Source organism: Catonella morbi ATCC 51271, assembly GCF_000160035.2.
Taxonomy (GTDB): domain Bacteria; phylum Bacillota; class Clostridia; order Lachnospirales; family Lachnospiraceae; genus Catonella; species Catonella morbi.
Genome location: NZ_KI535367.1, coordinates 1 through 22,656, shown reverse-complemented (window position 1 = coordinate 22,656; position 22,656 = coordinate 1). Strand labels below are relative to the sequence as shown.

Genomic DNA, 22,656 nt, shown 5'->3' with positions numbered 1-22,656 from the left:
ACTACTCGAACAGCCACTATCTTATCACAATGAAACTTTAATTTCAAGCAGGATTCTTTAGATACAGGATTGCTACAGCTTCACTTCTCGCAATCCTTATTAAATGAGTCCAAGTTTCCTAAGTACATCTTCAAATTTATCTGTATCAAGAGGTTTGTTGGCATATCCGTCACAGCCAAGTTCAAAGGCTCCGTCTACATAATTCATGTCACTTAGTGCAGAGACCATAATTATCTTCGGGCACTTATCCTCAGGTAATTTAAGCCTCTTTTCAGCCTCTCTGATTCTGTAAAGCGCTTCGATTCCGTCTGTTCCCGGCATCATTATATCTAAGCATATTAAATCATAATACTCTCCATCCTCTGCAGCAAATTCAAAAGCAGCCACAGCCTCTTCTCCGTCAACTGTTGCGTCCACTTCTCCGTATTTGCTTAAAAAATTTATCCCAAACTTTCTGCTGGCATAATCATCCTCGGCCAGTAAAATTCTCATGATATCCTCCTTATTATTCAGAAATGTGGTCATATGGCAGCTCAATATCCACCTCTGTGCCTTCGCCCTCTTTGCTCTTAAGTACTACTCTGCCATTTATTTCTTCAATCAGATGAGCAACCTGATCCAGTCCTACTCCTCTTCCTGAATAATCACCAATTGTTTTTCTCGTAGTAAATCCTGTCATAAAAGGTATTTTTAATATATCTTCAAGACTGTAACTCTCCTTTGGATTAAGAAGAATTCCTTTCATTTCAGCCGCCTTAAGTATCTTATCCGGATTTATTCCCATACCATCATCTGAAAAATGAATCTCTATACCTTTAAACTTGTCCGATTTTATAAATTCAAGGCTTATATGTCCTTCTTTACTCTTACCCGCCTTTACCCTTGCTTCGGGCATTTCCAGTCCATGATCTACCGCATTTCTTATAAGATGCGTAAGAGCTTTTGAAAGATTACCTGTTTTATATTTTTCAATATGGAGAACTTGTTCTTCATTTTCAAGACCTTTTATCTCAAACTTAGCTTTTTTCCCCGTATGCTTAAGTAAATCCTTGGCGGCAAGCTTAGCCTTGGATGCAACCATAGAAAAATCTGTCATTCTGGCATCTATAACCCAGGCTTTTATGCCCTCCGCAATCCTGCTTATTTCTTCCACCATATCATCATTATATACCGATTTAAGCCCTTCCATAGCATTTTCAAGCTTTACACAGAGTTTTCTTATTTCTTCCATCTTATCATCTGTGATATTGAAATTTATAAGTCTGTTCTTAAGCGAGCTCAAAATTTCAGTCGGTGTTTTCGGCTTAGCAAGACCATCTTCAGGTTTTTTAGCCTCATCAATCAGAAGTCCGTCAAATACCCCTTGCGTAGGTGACACCACTGCACTGTCACTTTCCTGCTTACTAGGTATATAATACTGCTTACGCCTGTTCGGAGCAGAGGTCGGAAGCTTATTATAACCTACCACTCCTGTGTCCATCCGGTCAATAAGCTCTATTATCTCGCTGTTATCTCCGTTTACTCTTTCATTATGTGTGAGCTTATAAAGTTCATTATGGATAAATTCAGAATATGCGGCCAGCACCGCCTTAAAAGGTTCAAAATCCGGCTTTTCCGCCCTCACATCTCTATAGCAGTCCAGGAGTTTTTCAAGCTTACCGCTTACCTGCGCTATCCCGTCAAATAACAACATACTTGAATCTCTGCGAATTATGCGTACAAGCCCGGAAAGCTCTACTATAAGTTCTCTTCCAAATTCTTTTGCTTTTTCCCCTTCAAGCCTGTATTTATCGAATGTCTGAATTGAATCCCCTGCTTCACCCGCAAATATTTCAATAATTGGTTCCTTTTTTGCAACTCCCAAATTTAATTCCTCCTAATCCCACTTTGTATCTTAAAAAATATATCTACTATACTCGGATCGAAACTCTTCCCTGACTCCCCTTTAATTATCTCAAGTGCCTCTTCATGGCTATAAGCGTCTCTGTAGCATTTATCTCTTGTCAATGTATCATATACATCCACAAGTGAAAATATTCTGGCTGAAATCGGTATCCCCTTGCCTTTCAGTCCCTTGGGATAGCCTGTACCGTCCCATTTTTCATGATGATAATATGCAATATCTATTCCCATTCCCAAATATCTGCTGAACTCATTATGGCTGTACACCTCAGTCAAAGTTCTTGCTCCTATTTCAGTATGAGTTTTCATTACAATCATCTCGTCAGGAGTAAGCTTGCCCCTTTTAAGCAAAATCCTATCGCTGATGGTAAGATTACCAATATCGTGAAGTGGTGCCGCAAGTCCTATGTCCTCAATAAAATTATTGCTTATATACTTTTCATATTCAGGTGATAATTGCAGACTCTGCGCCAAAAACGCCGAGTTGGCCGATACATTCAGCATATGAGTGCCTGTAGGATCCTCTCTGGACTCTGCCAACCTTACAAGCCCATATATAAGATATCTTTGGTCATCGGTAATTTTGGCAATCTGTGTGTTCATCATCCTATGAAGTCTTTTATTATACTCCTCAAGCTCACGCTGCATAACCAGGTTCTTCATATGTGTATTGATTCTGAGCCTGACCTCATCGAAGTCAAACGGTTTTATTATAAAATCAACCGCACCAACATTATACCCCTTTTTTCTGGAATTTGCATCACCCATCGCAGATATAAAAATCACCGGAATATCCGCTGTCTTGGGATTTGCCTTCAGCATTTCACAAAATTCATATCCATCTATGTCAGGCATACATATATCTGACAGAATGAGATCAGGAGGAAGGGCTTCTATTGCCTCCATAGCCTGTTTTACGTTCTGTACAGGTCTTGCGATAAAGCCGGCACCCTTAACTATATCAGTCATAACCGCAAGGCTTGTGAGTACATCATCAACAATAAGAATATTCGTTTTCATTATCTTCTACCCCTTTAAAAACCAAGCTCCGCAAGTTTATTTTTAAATGTATTAAATTGAACCAATGCCTTATCATGATCTCCTCGTCTGATAATCAACTCAAGTCTGAACGCTTCTTTCTTAAGCTGCTGCTCGGATTCATTATCGGAAATAAGATTCTTTACCACGCTGGCAAAATTCTCTGCCTTCTCCCAATTCCCAAGCTCTATGCAAATAAACAGCTTTTCAAGTGCGGTGTTTATCTCTCTTATATTCTCACTTGTACCAAACTGGTATATTTTATCGGAGTTTGCTTTCAGTTTCCAACCATCACCGCCTTCTCCAGAGTATTTTGATTCTTCTTCCGACTCTGAGTATTGACCGCTTCCTTCATATACAAAATTTCCGCTAGGCAGTTCTACCCCTGTAGTCTCTTCTGCCTCATCTGCCTTTTTAAGGATGACATTGAATGAAAATGAACTTCCTTTTCCTACTTCACTTTCAACCTTAATGTCGCCGCCCATCAGTTCTACCAGCTTCTTGCTTATTGACAGCCCAAGACCGGTGCCGCCGAATCTCCTTGTAGTAGACGCATCCACCTGTGAAAACTTCTTAAACAGCTTATCCATGTTTTCTTTTGCTATACCTATGCCTGTGTCTACAACCATAAAAAAAAGTTCTACAAAATCATCTTCTTCTCGAATCAAAGAGGCCTCTACCGCAACATGTCCTATCGTAGTAAACTTTACCGCATTGCTTATAAGATTATTAAATATTTGGGTAAGCCTGAGCTCATCTCCGATAAGATATTTTGGGATATCGTCTCCGACATGTACCAAAAGTTTCAGCCCCTTTTCATTTACGAGGGTTACATTAAATGCCATTACTTTATTTAAAAATTCTCTGAAAGAAAATGCCTTATTTTCAAGTACCAGTTTATCTGATTCCATCTTAGAAAAGTCTAAAAGATCATTTATTATCTTTGACATATTTACACAGCATTGTTCTATTATTCCGACAGTTTCAAGTTGAAAGGAGTCAAGCTCCGTATTAAGCAGATTCTTTGTCATACCCTGAATTCCGTTTACCGGGGTTCTGAGTTCATGGGTAATGTTTGACACAAATTCTGTCTTGTATTTTAATTCCGATTTTAATTCTTCTTTGCAAGCCTTAAGCTCTCTCGCCATATTTCTTGTCTCTGTCTGGTCTATTGCAAATACTATAAATTTATCATCCTCAAATCTTATTATTTTAACATCCGCAGGAAAGCAGGTTTCATTTTTTCTGTATACGTCAGCCTCAACATGTTCAAGCAGACTTGTTTCCTCTAAAAGAATATTTGGAAAAATGTTTTCAAATTTTCCCATGTCTTCATCCTGTAAATATCCCAAGCTTTCTCTGGCTTTATTGGAACAATTGATATAGCGCCCATCTTCACCAAATACAAATATTAATTCAAGGCATTCTTCTTTAAGAGTATTATAAAGTTCCATATTAACATTCATAATCCACCTCGCCATACACATTTTGTGTAAGTTAAATTAAATTTTACTCTTTTGCACTTTAATATTTGACATTTTACTAATAACATTATATTATTAATTGACATTATCTAAACAATTATTACTTGCCGAAATAATATTCAGATTGCTATAGCCCTACCTTGTTGCAATCTACATCAATCATTGCCCTATAAGGAGGTAAATTAATGAATTTTCACTTAAGACTTAAGCAGCTTCGCCAAAAGAAAGGCCTTACCCAAGGCGAACTTGCGAATATATTAGGCTTGAAGCCCACCGCAATTTCAAACTATGAATCAAACAGGAATGAGCCTTCCTTTGACAAGCTTATAGCTTTGTCCAAGGAGTTTGACGTAACCTGCGATTATTTGCTTGGTATATCTGACTCAGCTCTTCCTATAGGCGGAGAAATACTTGATAAGGAAATAGTTGATTTCTTTTTAGTATATCAGCAGTTAATGCCTGAAAGTGCAGCCTCGGTAAGAGACTACGCTGAATATCTCTTAGACAAACAGGAAAATAAAAAGAATCATAAGTAAGCTTTAATTTGTACCGCTAGTCCCAAAGCCGCCTCTATCCTCATTTTCGAGGGAAGCAACTTCAAGAAAGCTAATTTGGGGCTGATGCTTCATTATTCGGAATTGGCAAAGCCTGTCACCGACATGAACCTCTGTATCTCGCATTGCAAGGGCAGGCCATTTCCATTCATCAGCGTCCCCTTTGTAGCTTTCGTCTATTACACCCATGTGATTAGTCTGGATAAGCCCAAAGTTCTTATAAGTAGAACTTCTCGGCACCACATGAGCTTCATACCCTTCGGGTAGCTCCATTGCTACCCCAAGTCTTATGAGTCTGAATTCACCTTTTTTCATTACAACATTTTCCGCAACTCTCAAATCTATCCAATCAGAATTGCCTGCTATATAGCAAAGTTTTTCTATTTCATTCGAAAAATATTTAATCTTTATAGTTTCCATTTATACTCCCAATACGCTAAGCATTCTTTTTGCTTCTACCGCTCTTTGTGTATTTCCAAAATCATTTATTACTTTATTGTACCATTCCGCAGCCTTGGTCTTGTCTCCCTTTCTGTCATAGCATCTGGCTGTAAAATAGGTTGAATCCACATTTTTCTTATTCATCTTCAGTGAAGTTTCAAAACTTTTCAATGCTTCATCATATTTCCCGCCGCTATAGAGGCTGTATCCTTCCTGAAACAACCTTGCAGACTGTTCCGTAAAGATTTTAGCGGAAAGCTGATTGTAGAGATTAAGCATATTCTTATCCTTAAGCGTTGCTTTGTCTACTTTCACCAAAGTTTCGGCTGCTTTATCATTATTTTCCATAGTATAATAAGCTGCCGCTGCCGCCAGAGTTCCAAATCCATCATTATTGCTTTTAGTTTTCTTACTGCTTTCCGACAACTGTTTATTCTTAGTTTCAAGAGTCTCCACCTGTTTTTTAAGCTCTGCATTTTCACTTGAAACTGAGTCAAATTCGGCATTTGTCTTTGCCAGAGTCTCATTGAGGCTTACTATTTCAGCCTTTTTATTTTCCACAGACTTAGCTCTTATCCCCGGAACTATGGCTATCATAAAAAACGCCATACCAAGTACTATTCCAAACAGCAAACTGAGCCATGGCAAAATCCCATGCTTATTATCCCTATAAGCACTCATCGGTGCAAAAGATTCTCTTGCATTTAATACAAGTTTATCCGCATCTTCATCTTCCGTCTTATCTTCTCCCGTATTCTGTCCCTTAATTTCCTTAAGATACATCATTGCAAGCGGATTCATTGTATCCACCTTAAGTATCATTTTCAGATACTTTTTAGCCTGAGAAATATTGCCGGACTTAATATTTAAAAGTCCAAGCAACTGTAATCCTTTAATATGTTTACCATTCAAAGAAATAAGTTTCTTTAATTGTATAACAGCAAGGTCAAGGTTTCCGGATTTTGCAAGTTTTAGAGAAGCATTGTACTTCTTTACAACCTGCCCCGCCGCATCAAGCCTTGTAGGATTATTCTGAAAATATGACAAATATTCCGTAGCAAGATTATTTTCCTCTTCAAAATGACTGCTTATAATCCACTCTCTGAGTGCATCAACTATTTCACCCATTTCACTGTATATGAGCCCCAGAAGATTTCTTGCCTCGGTATTCTTTTTATTTATTTTCAAACTGTTTTGAAGGCTTACCACAGCTCCTGACAAATCTCTTGCCTTTGCCTTTTCAAGTCCTTCGTTATAGCATCTGTTGGAAATTCTGTAAAGTCTCTTAAACTGCTTTACATCATTGCCACATTTTTCACAAGTATCTCCCGATTTGAGTTTTGTATTACAATATGGGCACTGCATATATTTACCTCGTCTCCCTTGTTTCTATAAGCACTTCTTTTATCAAGTCTGCCACATCAGATACATCATTATGCCTTATAACATCTGCCACCTCTTCAATTTCAAGGCTTGGCTGAAATTTTTCAAGTTCTTTCTCAAAATCTAACATAATATCTCCCTTCAAATTATCACACTTAAAACAAAAATATGGTATGAAACACAGATTTCTGCATTAAAATCATACCACATTTTGTAGGCTTATTCAATTATAATCAGAAATTTAACAGCTTTTACATATACTTTCTTACTTAACTAACCTGAAACTTTGATCCTTTACCAGAGCTTCTTTATATTGTTCAAGAAAACCTCCAAAGCCTTCTTTATAGGTTGGTTTAACCATATCAAGCCTTAACTTCATATTCTTATCATTATATTGTTTTTCAAGAGCTTCCTGATGTTTTATTATAGGAAGATCCTTTTTATATATGCTGAACTCAAAATCCCAGTATTTTTCTTCTGAACCGAAGCCCTTTATAATGGCCTCAACCTGAGCCTTATTATCTGCTTTGTCCATCATCCCTTTTAGTTCCTCAAGATAAGCCTTTATCTCATCATCTGTTACATTAAATCCTTCTGCAACAGCTTCCTCATACAAAGCCTCTCTCTCCATAGTAAGCTTAACAGCTTCTTTTATTGCATTTTCTTCTTTTAACCCTGAAAGCACCAGGTTGTCTATGCTCATTTCCAAATCTTTCTTTGTAATTACCGCGGTCTTCCCCTTAAAATATACCGACATTTCATCACTATCATAGTCATTTCTCAGATTCTGCCCGTACATCTCATAAGCAGCTTCTGTACCTACTTCACCGTCCGGAATTTCACGATTTTCTTTTAAGTCTTTAATCACTTCTTCCATATTAAGGTCTGAAGCTTTTTGATTGCAGCCGGCTAAAGGCAATAAAGTTAAACATAAACCTGCTACAGCAATAATAGCTTTTACTTTAGTCTTCATACCTCTCCTCCTTAGACTATTCTCAGACATTGAAATTCCCCTCTGTAAGCTGATAATAGCACTATTAAAAAAGTTTGTCAAAATAATATAGCACTGAGAACGGAGTTTTTCCTGTACTCAGTGCTATCTGTTTTGCTTCTAATATTTTGCTTTATATTACTATTTAGTTCTTCTTCAGCCTTCCAAGCTGTTCCTCAACCTGCTTCATCATTTCCGTATACTTTGCAAGTTTCTCCTTCTCCTCATTTATCTTGGCTTCAGGAGCTTTGGACACAAACTTCTCGTTGTTTAGCATACCGTTTGAACGTGCTATCTCGCCTTCAAGTCTTTTATGTTCTTTAAGAAGGCGTTCGATTTCCTTATCTATATCCACAAGGTCACTAAACGGCATATAGATAACAGCCTGTGAAATTACCGCTGATACTGCATTTTCATCTATTCCTGCCTTATCTGCCTGTACTGCTACTTCCCCCGCATAAGAAAGACTTGCAAAGAATTTCTCACCCTCTGTAAATACCTTTCTTACTTCTTCTTTATCGGCAACCACTATAACCTTTGCCTTTCTTGAAGGTGGTACGTTCATGTCAGTGCGGACTGCTCTTATACTCTTTACAGCCTCTTTGATAAGGGCTACCTCAGCCTCTTCTTTTGCAAAATCCCACTCTGCCTTAAATTTAGGCCAGGTCGAAATCATTATGCTCTCTTCCATTGCCGCCTTAACCGCTTCATTCGGCTCATTTTCACGGAGTGCCTGATATATTTCCTCCGTAACAAAAGGCATGAATGGGTGTAAGAGTTTAAGCATATTAATCAAAACAGTCTTAAGTGTAAACAAAGCTGCTGCCTTGGTCTTATCAGTATCGCTGTAAAGACGAGGCTTAACCATCTCTATGTACCAGTCGCAGAACTCTTCCCATATAAAGTCATATACCTTCTGCACCGCTATACCAAGCTCAAAAGCATCCATATTTTCTGTCATTTCTGCCGAAAGCTTATTAGCCCTGCTAAGTATCCACTTGTCAGCAGGAGTAAGGTCAGACAGTTCTATATTAGCAGGAACTTCGGCTGCATCAAGGTTCATCATTATAAATCTTGAAGCATTCCATACCTTGTTTGCAAAGTTTCTGCTTGCCTCTACTCTTTCGTTGTAGAAACGCATATCATTTCCCGGTGCATTACCTGTAATAAGGGTAAATCTAAGTGCATCCGCACCGTATTTGTCTATGATTTCAAGCGGATCTATACCATTTCCGAGTGACTTACTCATCTTACGACCAAGTGAATCTCTTACAAGTCCATGGAACATAACTGTATTGAACGGTGCTTTTCCTGTATGTTCAAATGCTGAAAATACCATTCTGATTACCCAGAAGAAGATGATGTCATAGCCTGTTACAAGTACATCTGTAGGGTAAAAATATTTGTATTCAGGCGTTTCATTAGGCCAGCCAAGGGTTGAAAACGGCCAAAGTGCTGAAGAAAACCAGGTGTCAAGGGTATCTTCGTCCTGTCTTAAATGAGCCTTGCCACACTTAGGGCAAACTTTCGGCTCTTCTTTTGCAACTATAACTTCACCGCAATCTCCGCAGTACCAGGCAGGTATTCTATGTCCCCACCAGAGCTGTCTTGAGATACACCAGTCTCTTATATTGTCTGTCCAGTTAAAGTATATCTTATCCATTCTCTCAGGAATGAGTTTAAGCTCGCCTTTCTTTACAGCTTCACTTGCAGGCTTAATCATCTCATCCATTTTTACGAACCACTGCTCTTTGATAAGCGGTTCAACTACGCTATGGCAGCGGTAGCAGGTACCTACATTGTGGCTGTGGTCTTCAATTTTGCCAAGAAGTCCGAGGCTGTCTAACTCTTCAACGATTTTTTTTCTTGCCTCATACCTGTCAAGTCCTGCATACTTTCCACCATTTTCATTTATCGTAGCATCATCATTCATAATGTTGATTTCAGGCAGATTATGGCGTTTACCAACTTCAAAGTCGTTAGGATCGTGTGCAGGAGTAATCTTAACTACACCTGTTCCAAATTCCATATCTACATAGCTGTCTTCTATAACAGGAATTTCACGCTCCGCTATAGGAAGCCACACTGTTTTTCCCTTAAGATATCTATATCTCTCATCCTCAGGATTTACCGCTACCGCAGTATCTCCAAGCATTGTTTCAGGACGGGTGGTCGCAAATTCAAGGAAGTTAGTCTTGCTTGGCTTGCCGTCTTCCATTACAGGATATTTAATATGCCAAAAATGTCCTGCCTTTTCCTCATGTTCAACTTCTGCATCTGAAATGGATGTATTACATACAGGGCACCAGTTTACAAGTCTTGAGCCTTTATAAATGAGTTTTTTATCATAAAGCTTTACAAATACTTCCTTAACTGCCTCGGAACAGCCCTCATCCATAGTAAAACGTTCTCTCTCCCAATCGCAGGATGAGCCAAGCTTTTTAAGCTGAGATATAATTCTTCCGCCGTATTCTTCCTTCCATTCCCAGGCACGCTTTAAAAAGCCTTCTCTGCCCAGTTCTTCCTTCGATGTGCCTTCTTCTTTAAGCTTTTCTACTATTTTAGCCTCTGTAGCTATGGAAGCATGGTCGGTTCCTGCCTGCCACAATGCCTCAAAGCCCTGCATTCTCTTAAAGCGGATAAGAATATCCTGCATGGTATTATCCAAGGCATGTCCCATGTGAAGCTGTCCTGTAATATTAGGCGGTGGCATAACTATGGTAAACGGCTTCTTATTAGGGTTTACTTCTGCATGGAAGTATCCTTTTTCAGTCCAGTTATGATAGATTTTATCTTCGATTTGCTTCGGATCGTAGGTCTTTTCAAGTTCTTTTTTCATGAATTTCTCCTTTTGGTTTTGTAAAAAAAACTCCCACCCTAAGCCTTAGCTAAGGGCGAGAGCATATCCCGCTGTACCACCTTATTTTATGATAAAATTTTAACATTACGTTTAAACTCATCACCTTTATTTCCATAACGGGGAAGCCGTCATCTCCTAATCTGCATACCGCACTTTCTCAGAGATGCTGTTTGAAAGCTACCTTCACCCTTTCTTCTTAAGACCTTGCACCTTCCGGTCTCTCTCTGATAAGAATACAGGGCTACTCCTCTTTCGCACTACATTTACCAACATAATATCGAATGAAGGGGGATTTGTCAACTATTCTTCTTGGAACAAATAAGTATCCCCATTTTTTCATTATCTGCATTAAACCGTGACAAATTTTCACGCTTTGTTTTTTCCGTTTTAAATATTCTCCGTATACCTGCAATCAGGATATGAACTGCAACCTAAAAAGCTACCAAATTTACCGTTTCTAAGTTTCAGGCTTCCTCCGCATCTTGGGCATATTTTAAGGGCATTTGTTCCATTCTTTAGTTCAGCACCAAGCCTCTCAAACACAAGCTGATTCATCCTGCAATCATTTAAGGCTCTGTGTGCTCCATTTATTGATATTTTATAGTAAAGGGCAAGGTCTGTCAGTCTATGATGTCCAAGCTGTGGCAAACACTTTCTTGCAATAGGCAGAGTGTCTATATAATCATTTCCGAGAAACATTCTGAAAAATGCTTCACAGTCCCTGTGTATGAATTTCATATCAAAGTCATGTATATTGTGACCGACTAAAATATCATCTTCTACAAAGTCTAAGAAATCTCCTAAAACTTTCTCAAATACAGGTTTGTCAGCCACCATCTCATCAGTTATTCCGTTTACCCTTGTTGCTCCATAAGGGATACCCCTCATAGGATTTACAAGGCTTGAAAATTCACCTACAGTCTGTCCGTTTCTTACCTTTATTGCAGATATTTCTATTACTTTATCTGTTTGTGGCGAAACCCCTGTAGTTTCCAAGTCAAATACAGTGTAGTCACTTACATATTTATCCAGTTTATCACCTGTTCTAAGTCCTAACATTTTTACCTCCAAAATATAAATTTTAGTAACACTTTTGACAACTCAATCATTTTTACTACTTGCACCTATTATAATAGTAGTTTTTATTTTACTAAGTCTAAGAGATTAGATTTAAAAATGCAATATATTTAAAGTATTTAACTAAATTTTTCTTGACACATTTTATCTGATTAGTGTAGACTAACTTCATATTTTATATTTTGGAGGAATTATATAATGAAAAAGCAAAAATCTATTCAAAAAGTATTGGCAGTTACCGCACTGTCTTTAAGTATTTTATCGCTCAGTTCTTGCGGTAATTCAGCAGAAAAACAGACTTCAGGCACAGCAACAAACAGTAATAATCAAAGCAAAACCACTATGGACAGTCACACATCAAGCTCATCAAGTGTGGCTTCAAGTACGGTAAAAGATGAAACCGTTACCCTAAATGTAATGGGAAAAGACATCACCTACAATAAAGTTCCTGAAAAAGCTATAGTTGTAGGCTATGATAATGCTGAAATAATGGCAGCTTTAGATCTTCAGGAACATATCACCGGACTTACAGGCTGCATGAACAGACCTGAACATTGTTATCCTGATTTATATGAAAAGCTAAAGAATATAGAAATTTTACCTGATGGCAAAGGTAAAGGTGTACCAAGCTTTGAAACAGTTTTGTCATCAGCTTCAGATTTTGTTTACTGTCTGTCATATCATCTTACACCTGACTATATAGCTCCGGAGAAAGACTTTTCCGATAATAAGATAAATTATTATATTACAAGCGGCACTTACGGTGATAAACATGATATGAATGCAGTGTATGATGACATCCGCAATATAGGAAAAATTTTTCATGCAGAAGATAAGGCAGAGAAATTAGTTTCAGAATACAAAGCTAAAGTTGACAGTATAACCGAAAAAGTAAAAGACAAAAAGCCAAAAGATGTGTTTATCTTCGATTTTCAGGATAAAGCAGGAATTATGACACCCGGCGGAAATGCCTTCCAAAGTTCTCTTGTAAAATTAGCCGGTGCGAGAAATGTTTTTGAAGATTTTACATCCGATTTTGATGTTGCCACAATTGAACAAATAATTCAAAGAAATCCGGAATATATAATTTTGGTTGAATACTGGGATAAAGATGAGATTCAGAAAAAAATTGAATACCTCGAGTCCCTTCCGGAACTTGCCGATGTCACAGCTATTAAAAATAAAAACTATATCGGCATAACAGGAATTGAATATTTCCCAAGCCTCCATAATATTGACTGTATAGAAAAAATCGCAAAGGCAGTACATCCAGAGGTATTCAAATAATAATGAGAACAGACGACAAAAAAATAAACTCCAGGATTATGACATCAGCTATATTCATATTAATAATAATATTCGCTGTAATAACCGTGCTTATCGGTGTCGGATATGGCTCAAAAAATATAAACATGGCTGATTGCTTTCAAATAATAACAAGTAAACTCTTCAATCTTGATTTAGATGAAAATTTAAGCCGTGATGTTACCATTCTTTGGAATATGAGAATGCCAAGAATGCTGCTTGCCCTTGCTGCAGGCGGCGGTCTTGCCTTAGGCGGTTGTGCTATGCAGGCACTTACACAAAATGTACTTGCCGACCCTTATGTTTTAGGCGTTTCAAGCGGTGCTTCCGCTATGGTGAGCCTGTCATTTCTAATTTTTGGAGGAACTGCCGTCATATCCTATATTACCCCTGTTTTTGCCTTTGCAGGGGCACTTCTTGCTATGTTTCTTGTCTATGGTATAGGTATGATAAGCGGCAACAGTTCAACTAACAATCTCATTCTCACCGGAATGGCAATTTCGGTTATATTAAATGCTGCAAGCAATTTTATAATTACCCTGCTTCCAAATGCTTTTATCATGGAAAGTGCTGCTATGTGGTTATGGGGTTCACTGTCCGGTGCAAGGTGGTACAATATAGCAATTCCCATACTTGTATCAGTCATAAGTCTTATAACTTTAAGTATTGCAGGTGACAGATTTGACCTATTGTCGCTTGGTGAGGAAACAGCAATCACGCTTGGAGTATCCACCAAAAAAATCCGCAGATTTACAATAATAACCGTTTCATTATTAATAGGCACTATTATATCTGCCAGCGGTTTAATAGGATTTGTCGGCTTTATAATTCCACACACCTGCAGAATCATTTTCGGCTCAAAGAATAGAAAGCTTATGATTTTTTCATACATCATAGGTGGTATATTTTTAGCCTGGATGGATATACTTTCAAGAACCCTGCTTGCACCAAAAGAAATAGCTGTAGGTATCTTCTCCGCTTTCTGTGGCGGTCCATTCTTTATCTATCTGTTATACCGAAAAAATAAGACAGGAAGGATATAAACCGGTATGTCCAATAAAATTGTAGTAAATAATCTTAATTATAAAGTAAATGACAAAAATATTCTTCAATCAGCAAGTATAAAAGTTAAAGAAGGACAGTTTGTAGGAATCATAGGTCCTAACGGCTCCGGAAAAACAACCTTATTAAAACATATTTACAGAGTTCTCCCTGTCCGCTCAGATACCGTTTTTATAAACGGAATTGATATAACAAAACTAAGTATAAGACAAAGTTCAAAATTTATGACAGTTATGCGACAGGAAAATAATTCCGTATTTGACTACACCAACTTGGAAATGGTTCTTATGGGGCGTTCTCCGCACAAAAAAATATATGAAACCGCTGACTGTAAAGACCTTGAAATCGCCTTCGACTCTCTTAAATATGTCGGCATGTTTGATGCTAAAGACCGTCTTTTTAATACCTTATCAGGCGGTGAAAAACAAAGAGTTCTTATGGCAAGATCATTAGCTCAGGAAACTGATATTTTTATCTTAGATGAACCTACCAATCATCTTGATGTGTATTATCAGTGGAATCTTATGAAGTCAATTAAAAAATTAAATAAAACGGTACTTGCCGTTTTTCATGATTTAAGTATAGCCCTTGAATACTGTGATTATTTATATGTATTAAATGACGGTAAAAATATGGCAGAAGGTAAATCAGCAGAAGTATTGAACAAAGAAGTTTTAAAGGATATTTTCAAAGTGGATAGTGAAATAATAACCACTTCAAACGGGAAAAGGCGTGTGCTTATATACGGCTCAATTTAATATGGAGGTTAAAATTGTTAATCAACAGTGCATTATTAAGGTTAGTAGCAAACTTAAAAAAACACATCATATTCGTCAGCTTACTAAGCTGCTTTATGGGAGCTGTCACTATCTTTCAGGCTTTTTATTTATCTCGGACGATAAATGCGGTTTTCGAACAGCAGGATAAGATTCTGCCTTATTTTATCTGCTTTATACTAGCTGTGCTTTTACATATTCTGCTGCGTTATCCTATGAATATTTTAAGTGTAAAATCCGAAGCTGCAATAAAGTCCGGTATCAGAAATAAACTATTTGATAAGATATACAGGCTTGGCTTAACCAGACTTACCGAAGAAAGAAGCGGCAAACTCTGTACCCTGCTTTTAGACCGTACAGAGGCACTCGCACCTTATTATTCCACCTATCTTCCCAATCTGGTAACAGTTCTTTTCGTGTCAATGGGCTGTATCATATATATAGGAAGTATCAGCCTTAATGTTGCTATTGTTGCATTTATAGGTATTCTGGGAATGCTCATTACTCCTGCATTTACATACAAGTATCTGTGGGGAACAGGCGTAGAAGTATGGGATGAATATGATAAATTCAGTTCAGATTTTCTTGACAATATACAGGGTATGAAAACTCTTAAAAACCTGAAAGCCAGTAAAATAAGAAGAATGGAAATGTTAAGGATTTCAAAAGATATCCACACAAAAACTATGGGACACATGAAAATTACTACCATAGAAAATTTTCTGTTTGAGCTTTTTGCAAATACAGGTTCCCTGCTTTCTGTAGTTTTCGCGGTGTACTTGGCGGCATCAGGGCAAATAGCCGCTACAAATGTAGTGCTTATATTATTTATGATAAGAAATTGTTTTGTACCTGTATATGCGCTTATGAATGCCTGGCATTTGGGCTACAACGGTGTTACAGCCTCAAGTGAAATAGAGAATGTACTTAAGGAAGAAACTCCTGTCTGGAAAGAGCATTTTGAAGCAGAAAACACTGATACACTTTCAACCAAACAACTGAATTTCAGCTATAACGGTAAGGATGTAATCCTTAAAAATATTGATTTGGAGCTTAAACCCGGCAAAACTTATGCCTTTGTAGGTAAGTCCGGCGAGGGTAAATCAACCTTGGTTTCACTGCTTGCAGGACTTTACCCTTATACTTCAGGCGAAATTCAATTCAAGAGTCTTCCGCTTACCTTTGATACGATTTCCGAATGGCGTGAAAATATAAGTGCCGTATGGCAAAGTCCTTATGTATTTAACGGTACTTTAAAGGAAAATCTTCTTTTTGCAAAGCCTGATGCTACCGAAGCTGAAATAAACGAAGCTATTAAAAAGGCAAATTTAAGTGACATTTTAGAGAAAATGCCTAATGGTATAGATACTGAGCTGGGCGAAAACGGAAGTATACTATCAGGTGGAGAAAAACAAAGGCTGGCTGTGGCAAGATGTTTTCTTAAAAATACTGAGATTCTTATCTTTGATGAGGCTACTTCAAGTCTTGATGAAAAAAATCAAAGTTATATACAGGAAAGTATAGAGCTTCTCAAAAAAGGAAAGACCGCCATTATTATTGCCCACCGTCTGAGTACGGTTAAAAACGCAGACATTATATATATGATTGATGGCGGAAGAATTGTAGCATCCGGTACACATGAAGAACTGTATAATAATTGTCCGGTCTATAATAAGTTTGTAAAAGGTCAGGAGGCAGGTAATGAAAAATAACAGAATAAGAATCATTTCAGACTTACTGAAACATACCGGCGGAATGAGGCTTTACCTGCTTTTAAACTGTTTTATCTGCCTTATTTACGAGCTTTTGCCAATAGTAAACCTGTTTCTTGTATCCTATATGACAGGCGCACTGCTCAGCAATATGGATATAAACTATACTTTCTTTGTAATAATGTTGCTTATATCGGTATTTATTCACAGTGTATTCGGATACCTTAATATGTGGACGGAGCATGACATAGCTTATAGGCTGCTGTACAAAATGCGTTATGATATTTACTGTAGGCTTGAAAAGGCTATACCATCATTTTCAAATCAGATGATGAGCTCGGAAATGGCTTCCATAGCTTCAAATGATATGAATTTGATAGAGTGGTTTTATGCCCATACAATAAATATTTTTGTGGTTTCAATAATAATCGGCATAGGAATGCTGGGCTTCTTTGCTTTTCTGCATCCGTTTTTTGCGTTAAACGCTCTTATCTGGATTATTTTATATCTCTGTTCTCCTCTGATTTTTAACAAAAAATCAAAGGCACAGGGAAAGGTAATACGTGAAAGTTATGGTAAGGTAGCTAATTTAATTCTTGATGCTGTACAGGGTATGAGGGAAATCCTCAGCTTCAATATGTGGGAACTCTGCAAAAGGAAAATAAATGCAGGTATAACAGATTATGAAGAGAGCAGAAAAGCAGATGCCGGAAGAAGGGCGGCAGAATTTATTTATACTCTGATTATAGGCACATTGATGACTGCTTTTACTTTATTCATCTCATACCATTTGTATAAAACAGGCAATTTAGGTAAACAATGGATACTGGCAGTTATTACCTTAAGCAGCAGCATATTCATAATCCTTGGTAAGTTTATTGCCATTTCGGCTCAGTTCTCGAGCATTTTTGCTGCTTCCGAGCGTGTACTTATGCTTCTAAACCTGCCTATAACTGTTCAGGATACGGGAACTTCAGATTTTGATGAAACCGTAAATACCATTGAATTTGTAAACGTATCCTTTAAATATCCTAACTCTAAAGAATTCCAAATAAAAAATATGAGCTTTAAGATTAAATCCGGTAAAATTATTGCTCTATCCGGTGAGTCCGGCTCAGGCAAATCGACTATAGTAAATCTTTTACAAAGATACGCGGAACCCGGTGAAGGGCAGATTCTTGTAAACGGAAAAGATATCAGAAGTTTTACTTTGGAATCCTGGAGAAATGCAATTTCTGTTGTTACACAGGACACATATTTATTTAAGGGAACTGTTATGGAAAATATAAAAATGGGACAGCCCGAAGCTTTTGATGAAGAAGCCAAGAGGGCGGCAGTCGCTGCTCAGGCTCATGATTTCATAACTGTGCTTCCAAACGGATATGAGTCTGAAATAGGTGAAAGGGCTCTTAAAATATCCGAAGGGCAGAAACAGCGGCTGTCTATTGCAAGGGCAATCTTAAAAAACAGCTCACTTATGATATTTGATGAGGCACAGTCAAGTCTTGACTCCGAAAATGAGGTAAACCTTAATAAAGCTGTTAAAAATTTATCAAACAATAAATTTATTATATCAATAGCCCACAGAATATCCTCTATCAGGGCTGCCGATGAAGTATTATTCATAGATGGCGGAAAATTTATCGCCCTTGACAGTTTTGAGAATTTAAGTAAAACCTGTGATTTATTTATAGAAAAGGTGCTTGGAAAAGATGAGGAGCAGGCTTCTTAAAATATCATATAGTTATAGAAATTTAGCCTTCCGGTTGTAATCGGAAGGCTGATTTAATTCTGCTATGCTTCATTTTTTATTTTAGGTGGATTTACTCTTCGGAATTTCACAGCTTTTTCAGGTGTTACTTCTGGGCAATCTTCATCAAATACTATAGTCATTTCTCTGGCTTTTTTAATTTCTTCAATTTCTTCAACTGTAAATGTAAGTTCTTCTGCAACAATATTATCTAAATTAGCCCTTTCCATAGTAAAGCCCCCTTTCAAAATTAGTTGCATATCTTGCCGAAATCAATCTTATGACATCAATTTCCACGCCATTATTGTTTCTTTTAATTCTTTCTTATAGCCTTTTCTATTTCGGTATACTGTCTAACTTCATGATAATATCATTTATACTTGATGTCAATTATCAAATAACTTTATAAAACTTAACATAAATCGGGGGGCATAATCATTTATTTTCCTCAAACCTCACCTCAACCTTAAATAAATCTCCGTCCACCATAATCTCAAGTTCTCCGCCCATGAGATTAGTAAGGCTTTTGGCTATGGAAAGTCCAAGTCCGCTTCCTTCTGTGTTTCTTGCCCGGTCGCCTCTTACAAAGCGTTCCATAAGTTCCTCTCCTGTTATATTCAGTTTTTCTTTGGAAATATTCTTAAAGGCTATAGTTACTTTGTCAGCATTTTTAATAAGGTCTATATACACTCTGGTATCAGGCTGGGCATACTTTACCACATTGCTCAGAATATTGTCAAAAACTCTGAAAAGATGATTTACATCGGCTTTTATCTGTACGGTTTCTGAAGGCTTTGTGACTATGCCCGCAAGCCCTGCCTTTTCAAACTTATCCTGATACTCTCCATATACCTGTTCAAGCATAAGTCCTGCATCTACTTCCGCAATATCCATTTTTATATTGCCTGAAGAGGCTTTAGAGGCTTCAAGCAGGTCATTTATAAGCTTTTTAAGTCTTTCCGACTGTCTGTCAAGTACCTCTATATAGCCCTTAACAGGCTCAGTTTCTATATTTTCCTTCTTTAACAGGTCGGTATAGTTGATGATTGAAGTCAGCGGAGTCTTGATATCATGTGAAACATTGGTAATCAGCTCAGTCTTAAACCTCTCACTTTTCATCCTTCCGCTTACAGCATTTTCAAGCCCTGTGCCTATTTCATTCAGACCCTCTGCTATTATCTTTAAGTCGCCCTTATACTTAGCAGTATTTAGCTTATAATCAAGGTTTCCCGCAATTATATTCTGCTCGGCAGTTTCAATTTCTTTAACACCTGTCATAACCTTGTAAATCACTATAAAAATAAATATATTTACTAAAAACAACAAGAATAACAATGCACTTGTTCCTTCTGTGCCAATAATACTAAACATCAATAATATAGCAAACTCCGAACCTGCAAAGATTCCAAAATATAAAACAGCTTTCTTAGTTACATCTGCATTTCTCAATGCTTTTCCTATGCTTCTGAAAATATATCTGAAAAATCTGACTATCAGCATATTCTTAAATAAAGCCTTTGCTTTAATATTTACAATAAAATTCAGCAGAAATGATAACATTACAAAATATAATATTATAAGGAAGATTACAAACATAACCATTCCCAGGGAAACAAACCAGCGGTCATCTCTGCCTGCATCTGATATGTTAAAAGAAATTGTAAAAAATAATAAATACAGCATACAAACCACATCAAACGGCAAGTCGGCTGTCGGAAATTTTGTAATTTCACTGCTGCCTCTTTTGTGACCTACAAAGGCGAAAATAAAAACTATATCAATCAGATACAAAATACCTAAAATAACTCCTATAGGAACTACCGCAAATCTCAAGTTGATAATAAAATTAACCATTGACATTGTCCCCGAAGAGTTAATAATCTCATATTGAGATATAAACTGATTTAATTCGGCATCTGTCATTTTATAAATACCGCTCTCCCAAAGCCAGAGAAATACCAGTACAGAGGCTATCCCAAGTATTATCAATAACAGTGATGATATCACTGCCCCTGTCTTAAACGGCAGAGAATATATAAAGCTGTCATATTGTTTTTTTTCTTTTATTTTACTTATTACTTCAATCTCATTCTTTTCTTCCATAATTACCTTTCCTTATCCACCTTATATCCCTGTCCCCAGACCACCTTAATAAAACGCGGTTCGGATGGGTTTATTTCTATTTTTTCTCTTAAATGTCTGATATGTACCGCAACTGTGCTTTCACTTCCATAAGGCTCTTCGCCCCATACCTTACGGTATATGGTTTCAGGTGAAAATACCCTGCCTTTTTCAAGCATAAGCATTTTAAGAATTTCAAATTCCTTCGGTGTTAGGTCTACCTTTTCACCATCAACCTGTACTTCTTTTGCATTGTCATCTAATACAAGTCCGTCAAGTGTGAGAACTTTATCAGCAGGTTTTCCGGCCTGTCCGCCAAATCTTACATATCTCCTAATTTGTGACTTGGCTCTGGCTATAAGTTCGATAGGATTAAAAGGCTTGGTTACATAATCGTCAGCTCCTATCCCAAGTCCAAGGACTTTGTCCACATCCTCACTTTTTGCGGTAAGCATAATTACCGGAATTATGCTGTCTTCCCTAAGTTTTCTGACTGTCTGTATTCCGTCCATTACCGGCATCATCACATCCATAAGAATTAAATGAATTTCTTCTTTTGCCGCAATGCTTAGGGCTTCTTTGCCGTTTTCAGCAGTAAATACCTTGTAGCCTTCTGCTTCAAAATAAATTTTGATAGCTGATACTATGTCCTTTTCATCATCACAAACCAATATATTGTACATATTTCCTCCCTGCTCTTTCACTTAAGCGTAATTAAAGTATAACTGATATCAATTTAAGAATAAATGGAGTAAATGTTTAAGAATTTTTTAAGCTTATTCTTAAAAAATAAGGAGATACCGTCTGTATCCACATTCACATACAGCAGGTATCTCCAATAATTTTACATCAATAGTAACCTATAAACTAAGGCTAAACAATACAGCTATTCGGCAGGCGTCCGCTTCTCCTGCATCTCTCGGTTTCCCTGTCTTGCCGGCGGCGTGTGGTCCGGACGAAATCTACCACCTCAAATAGCTGTATTGCTAAAGCCTAACTACAATATAGCATTTTTACACTCTTTTGTAAATTACTTTTTTATTTCTAAGTAATCTATTCCACTCTTTATCATCTATTTTCATAAATGTTATTATTGAATTTTTGTACTCTGTACTTTCTCCTGCAACAACTAACCGTAATATTGTTTTAAATTTAAGATTATCATAATTAATCTCTTTTAATATTAATGCTGTATTAGGCTTTTTACTTTCAATTATGTAGTCAGGTTTTTCTATTATTTCAGAAAAATAACTATAAAACCGTTCATAATCATTTGGGTGGTTATCCATGATATGTTTTATTCTTTCTTTTGTTATAATTACTTCTCTGGTTAATATATCTTTCGCAACTACACTATAAATATCGGGATCTATTTTTCCAATCTTATACACTTCTCGTTCCTCAATTTAATTTATTAGAAAAATATTATCAGCATAAAATAATTTTTGCAAGTAATTTACAACCTTATTTAATACTTTTTATTAATATTTAATCTTTAGTTCTGAATAATCTCTCTTTATCTTCCCTGCTAAACCTATGCTTTATCTCCCATTCCCTTTTTAATGCACTGCTTTTGTCCTCAAAGCTTTCTGTATAAACCAGTTTGCAAGGGATTCGTCCTCTTGTATATTTTGCTCCTTTTCCTGAATTATGCTCCGACAGCCTCTTTTCTACATCAGTAGTAAATCCTGTATAGTAGGTATTATCTGAGCATAATAAAATATATATGTAGTAATTCATTTTTACTCCTTATCTCAAATCTTCATTATAATTAAGCTTTCTTAAATATAATAACATATTTTTATACAAATTTAGCTTTAATCTCATACAAGTTTTTTATAAATATTTCTACCTATTTAATATAATAAAATTATATATCAGACAAAAGGATTTGATATCTCTATAATATGAAAATATGCGACAATTACAGCCATTAAACAATAATTATCTTTGTATTGACAAGGTCATGTTAAATTGCTAGAATCTAGTGTATTGACATATTGATATTTAACAAAATACTTCTGGCTATTTTTGCCGTTTTATGATAAAATAAAAGAAACGGCGGTGATTTATATGGCAAGACCAAAAAAGTATAAAATCGAACTTACGGATAACGAATTAAAAATCTTAAAATCTGTCATCCGAAAAAACAAAACATCCAAAACAATTCGATGCAGATGCCAGATCATTATTGATTTGG

At 36.8% G+C, this 22,656-nt stretch carries 21 protein-coding genes and 1 other annotated feature; of the genes, 6 read left to right on the top strand and 15 right to left on the bottom strand.

The window, feature by feature from the left end; genetic code table 11:
- Positions 1–99 precede the first annotated feature (99 nt).
- Genes GCWU000282_RS03795 through GCWU000282_RS15750 form a run of 4 tightly spaced genes read right to left on the bottom strand, consistent with a single transcriptional unit; the run spans position 100 to position 4,406 of the window.
- Positions 100–492, bottom strand: a complete 393-nt coding sequence (locus tag GCWU000282_RS03795; RefSeq protein ID WP_035039499.1) for a response regulator — start codon at positions 490–492, stop codon at positions 100–102.
- Positions 493–505: 13 nt separating this feature from the next.
- Entirely contained in the window at positions 506–1,864 is a 1,359-nt protein-coding gene (locus GCWU000282_RS03790; RefSeq protein WP_023353685.1) for an ATP-binding protein, read from the bottom strand.
- A gap of 2 nt (positions 1,865–1,866) precedes the next feature.
- Positions 1,867–2,922 carry an HD domain-containing phosphohydrolase gene (locus GCWU000282_RS03785; protein ID WP_023353684.1) on the bottom strand — a complete coding sequence of 352 codons (1,056 nt, stop codon included), beginning with the start codon at positions 2,920–2,922 and terminating at the stop codon, positions 1,867–1,869.
- A 14-nt stretch (positions 2,923–2,936) separates the two neighbouring features.
- Positions 2,937–4,406, bottom strand: a complete 1,470-nt coding sequence (locus GCWU000282_RS15750; RefSeq protein WP_051384124.1) for a PAS domain-containing protein — start codon at positions 4,404–4,406, stop codon at positions 2,937–2,939.
- 203 nt (positions 4,407–4,609) lie between these two features.
- Between GCWU000282_RS15750 and GCWU000282_RS03775 the strand changes: the two genes are divergently transcribed.
- Complete coding sequence (locus GCWU000282_RS03775) at positions 4,610–4,960, top strand: helix-turn-helix domain-containing protein (RefSeq protein ID WP_023353682.1); 351 nt, start codon at positions 4,610–4,612, stop codon at positions 4,958–4,960.
- Positions 4,961–4,963: 3 nt separating this feature from the next.
- On the opposite strand, the gene GCWU000282_RS03770 is transcribed toward GCWU000282_RS03775, so the two are convergent.
- The 6 genes from GCWU000282_RS03770 to GCWU000282_RS03750 all read right to left on the bottom strand — a co-directional run bounded on the left by GCWU000282_RS03770 (position 4,964) and on the right by GCWU000282_RS03750 (position 11,712).
- Positions 4,964–5,398, bottom strand: coding sequence for a dUTP diphosphatase (locus GCWU000282_RS03770; protein WP_023353681.1), 435 nt, complete (start codon positions 5,396–5,398; stop codon positions 4,964–4,966).
- Positions 5,399–6,784 (bottom strand): tetratricopeptide repeat protein, encoded by a 1,386-nt coding sequence (locus GCWU000282_RS03765; protein ID WP_023353680.1) that lies wholly within the window; start codon positions 6,782–6,784, stop codon positions 5,399–5,401.
- A gap of 4 nt (positions 6,785–6,788) precedes the next feature.
- Complete coding sequence (locus GCWU000282_RS16800; RefSeq protein ID WP_023353679.1) at positions 6,789–6,932, bottom strand: hypothetical protein; 144 nt, start codon at positions 6,930–6,932, stop codon at positions 6,789–6,791.
- Between the two features lie 135 nt (positions 6,933–7,067).
- Positions 7,068–7,775: a hypothetical protein gene (locus tag GCWU000282_RS03760; protein ID WP_035039496.1), complete on the bottom strand. Its 708-nt coding sequence runs from the start codon at positions 7,773–7,775 to the stop codon at positions 7,068–7,070.
- Positions 7,776–7,938: 163 nt separating this feature from the next.
- Positions 7,939–10,632 (bottom strand): valine--tRNA ligase, encoded by a 2,694-nt coding sequence (locus tag GCWU000282_RS03755; RefSeq protein ID WP_023353677.1) that lies wholly within the window; start codon positions 10,630–10,632, stop codon positions 7,939–7,941.
- Between the two features lie 48 nt (positions 10,633–10,680).
- Positions 10,681–10,920, bottom strand: a binding site (T-box leader).
- Positions 10,921–11,040: 120 nt separating this feature from the next.
- On the bottom strand, positions 11,041–11,712 hold the full coding sequence (locus GCWU000282_RS03750) for a 3'-5' exonuclease (RefSeq protein ID WP_023353675.1): 672 nt from the start codon (positions 11,710–11,712) through the stop codon (positions 11,041–11,043).
- 216 nt (positions 11,713–11,928) lie between these two features.
- On the opposite strand from GCWU000282_RS03750, the gene GCWU000282_RS03745 reads away from it, so the two are divergent.
- From GCWU000282_RS03745 to GCWU000282_RS03725, 5 genes are read left to right on the top strand one after another with little or no spacing between them, the layout of a single operon-like run.
- Positions 11,929–13,017 carry an ABC transporter substrate-binding protein gene (locus GCWU000282_RS03745; protein WP_023353674.1) on the top strand — a complete coding sequence of 363 codons (1,089 nt, stop codon included), beginning with the start codon at positions 11,929–11,931 and terminating at the stop codon, positions 13,015–13,017.
- A gap of 2 nt (positions 13,018–13,019) precedes the next feature.
- Positions 13,020–14,078: a FecCD family ABC transporter permease gene (locus GCWU000282_RS03740; RefSeq protein ID WP_023353673.1), complete on the top strand. Its 1,059-nt coding sequence runs from the start codon at positions 13,020–13,022 to the stop codon at positions 14,076–14,078.
- Positions 14,079–14,084: 6 nt separating this feature from the next.
- Complete coding sequence (locus GCWU000282_RS03735; RefSeq protein ID WP_023353672.1) at positions 14,085–14,855, top strand: ABC transporter ATP-binding protein; 771 nt, start codon at positions 14,085–14,087, stop codon at positions 14,853–14,855.
- 14 nt (positions 14,856–14,869) lie between these two features.
- Positions 14,870–16,585, top strand: coding sequence for an ABC transporter ATP-binding protein/permease (locus GCWU000282_RS03730; protein ID WP_035039494.1), 1,716 nt, complete (start codon positions 14,870–14,872; stop codon positions 16,583–16,585).
- Positions 16,575–18,317, top strand: a complete 1,743-nt coding sequence (locus GCWU000282_RS03725; RefSeq protein ID WP_023353670.1) for an ABC transporter ATP-binding protein — start codon at positions 16,575–16,577, stop codon at positions 18,315–18,317. Before GCWU000282_RS03730 ends, GCWU000282_RS03725 begins: the two co-directional genes overlap by 11 nt.
- A 62-nt stretch (positions 18,318–18,379) precedes the next feature.
- Here the strand turns inward: GCWU000282_RS03725 and GCWU000282_RS03720 are convergent, their stop codons facing one another.
- The 5 genes from GCWU000282_RS03720 to GCWU000282_RS03700 form a co-directional block, all read right to left on the bottom strand.
- Positions 18,380–18,565 carry a hypothetical protein gene (locus tag GCWU000282_RS03720; protein WP_035039492.1) on the bottom strand — a complete coding sequence of 62 codons (186 nt, stop codon included), beginning with the start codon at positions 18,563–18,565 and terminating at the stop codon, positions 18,380–18,382.
- 205 nt (positions 18,566–18,770) lie between these two features.
- Positions 18,771–20,438, bottom strand: coding sequence for a sensor histidine kinase (locus GCWU000282_RS03715; protein ID WP_023353668.1), 1,668 nt, complete (start codon positions 20,436–20,438; stop codon positions 18,771–18,773).
- A gap of 2 nt (positions 20,439–20,440) precedes the next feature.
- A complete protein-coding gene (locus GCWU000282_RS03710) occupies positions 20,441–21,139 on the bottom strand; it encodes a response regulator transcription factor (protein ID WP_035039490.1) in 699 nt (232 codons plus the stop codon).
- A 330-nt stretch (positions 21,140–21,469) separates the two neighbouring features.
- Complete coding sequence (locus GCWU000282_RS03705; protein ID WP_023353666.1) at positions 21,470–21,847, bottom strand: PBECR2 nuclease fold domain-containing protein; 378 nt, start codon at positions 21,845–21,847, stop codon at positions 21,470–21,472.
- Between the two features lie 97 nt (positions 21,848–21,944).
- Positions 21,945–22,196 (bottom strand): GIY-YIG nuclease family protein, encoded by a 252-nt coding sequence (locus GCWU000282_RS03700; protein ID WP_023353665.1) that lies wholly within the window; start codon positions 22,194–22,196, stop codon positions 21,945–21,947.
- Between the last annotated feature and the right edge of the window lie 460 nt (positions 22,197–22,656).

What these genes read in the sequence shown, in the direction of transcription:
- GCWU000282_RS03735 (WP_023353672.1), top strand. Translation starts at nt 14,085, where the DNA reads ATGTCCAATAAAATTGTAGTAAATAATCTTAATTATAAAGTAAATGAC.
- GCWU000282_RS03785 (WP_023353684.1), bottom strand. Translation starts at nt 2,922, where the DNA reads ATGAAAACGAATATTCTTATTGTTGATGATGTACTCACAAGCCTTGCG.
- GCWU000282_RS03770 (WP_023353681.1), bottom strand. Translation starts at nt 5,398, where the DNA reads ATGGAAACTATAAAGATTAAATATTTTTCGAATGAAATAGAAAAACTT.
- GCWU000282_RS03725 (WP_023353670.1), top strand. Translation starts at nt 16,575, where the DNA reads ATGAAAAATAACAGAATAAGAATCATTTCAGACTTACTGAAACATACC.
- GCWU000282_RS03710 (WP_035039490.1), bottom strand. Translation starts at nt 21,139, where the DNA reads ATGTACAATATATTGGTTTGTGATGATGAAAAGGACATAGTATCAGCT.
- GCWU000282_RS03745 (WP_023353674.1), top strand. Translation starts at nt 11,929, where the DNA reads ATGAAAAAGCAAAAATCTATTCAAAAAGTATTGGCAGTTACCGCACTG.
- GCWU000282_RS03715 (WP_023353668.1), bottom strand. Translation starts at nt 20,438, where the DNA reads ATGGAAGAAAAGAATGAGATTGAAGTAATAAGTAAAATAAAAGAAAAA.
- GCWU000282_RS03740 (WP_023353673.1), top strand. Translation starts at nt 13,020, where the DNA reads ATGAGAACAGACGACAAAAAAATAAACTCCAGGATTATGACATCAGCT.
- GCWU000282_RS03765 (WP_023353680.1), bottom strand. Translation starts at nt 6,784, where the DNA reads ATGCAGTGCCCATATTGTAATACAAAACTCAAATCGGGAGATACTTGT.
- GCWU000282_RS03750 (WP_023353675.1), bottom strand. Translation starts at nt 11,712, where the DNA reads ATGTTAGGACTTAGAACAGGTGATAAACTGGATAAATATGTAAGTGAC.
- GCWU000282_RS03700 (WP_023353665.1), bottom strand. Translation starts at nt 22,196, where the DNA reads ATGAATTACTACATATATATTTTATTATGCTCAGATAATACCTACTAT.
- GCWU000282_RS03795 (WP_035039499.1), bottom strand. Translation starts at nt 492, where the DNA reads ATGAGAATTTTACTGGCCGAGGATGATTATGCCAGCAGAAAGTTTGGG.
- GCWU000282_RS03720 (WP_035039492.1), bottom strand. Translation starts at nt 18,565, where the DNA reads ATGGAAAGGGCTAATTTAGATAATATTGTTGCAGAAGAACTTACATTT.
- GCWU000282_RS03775 (WP_023353682.1), top strand. Translation starts at nt 4,610, where the DNA reads ATGAATTTTCACTTAAGACTTAAGCAGCTTCGCCAAAAGAAAGGCCTT.
- GCWU000282_RS15750 (WP_051384124.1), bottom strand. Translation starts at nt 4,406, where the DNA reads ATGAATGTTAATATGGAACTTTATAATACTCTTAAAGAAGAATGCCTT.
- GCWU000282_RS03760 (WP_035039496.1), bottom strand. Translation starts at nt 7,775, where the DNA reads ATGAAGACTAAAGTAAAAGCTATTATTGCTGTAGCAGGTTTATGTTTA.
- GCWU000282_RS16800 (WP_023353679.1), bottom strand. Translation starts at nt 6,932, where the DNA reads ATGTTAGATTTTGAGAAAGAACTTGAAAAATTTCAGCCAAGCCTTGAA.
- GCWU000282_RS03755 (WP_023353677.1), bottom strand. Translation starts at nt 10,632, where the DNA reads ATGAAAAAAGAACTTGAAAAGACCTACGATCCGAAGCAAATCGAAGAT.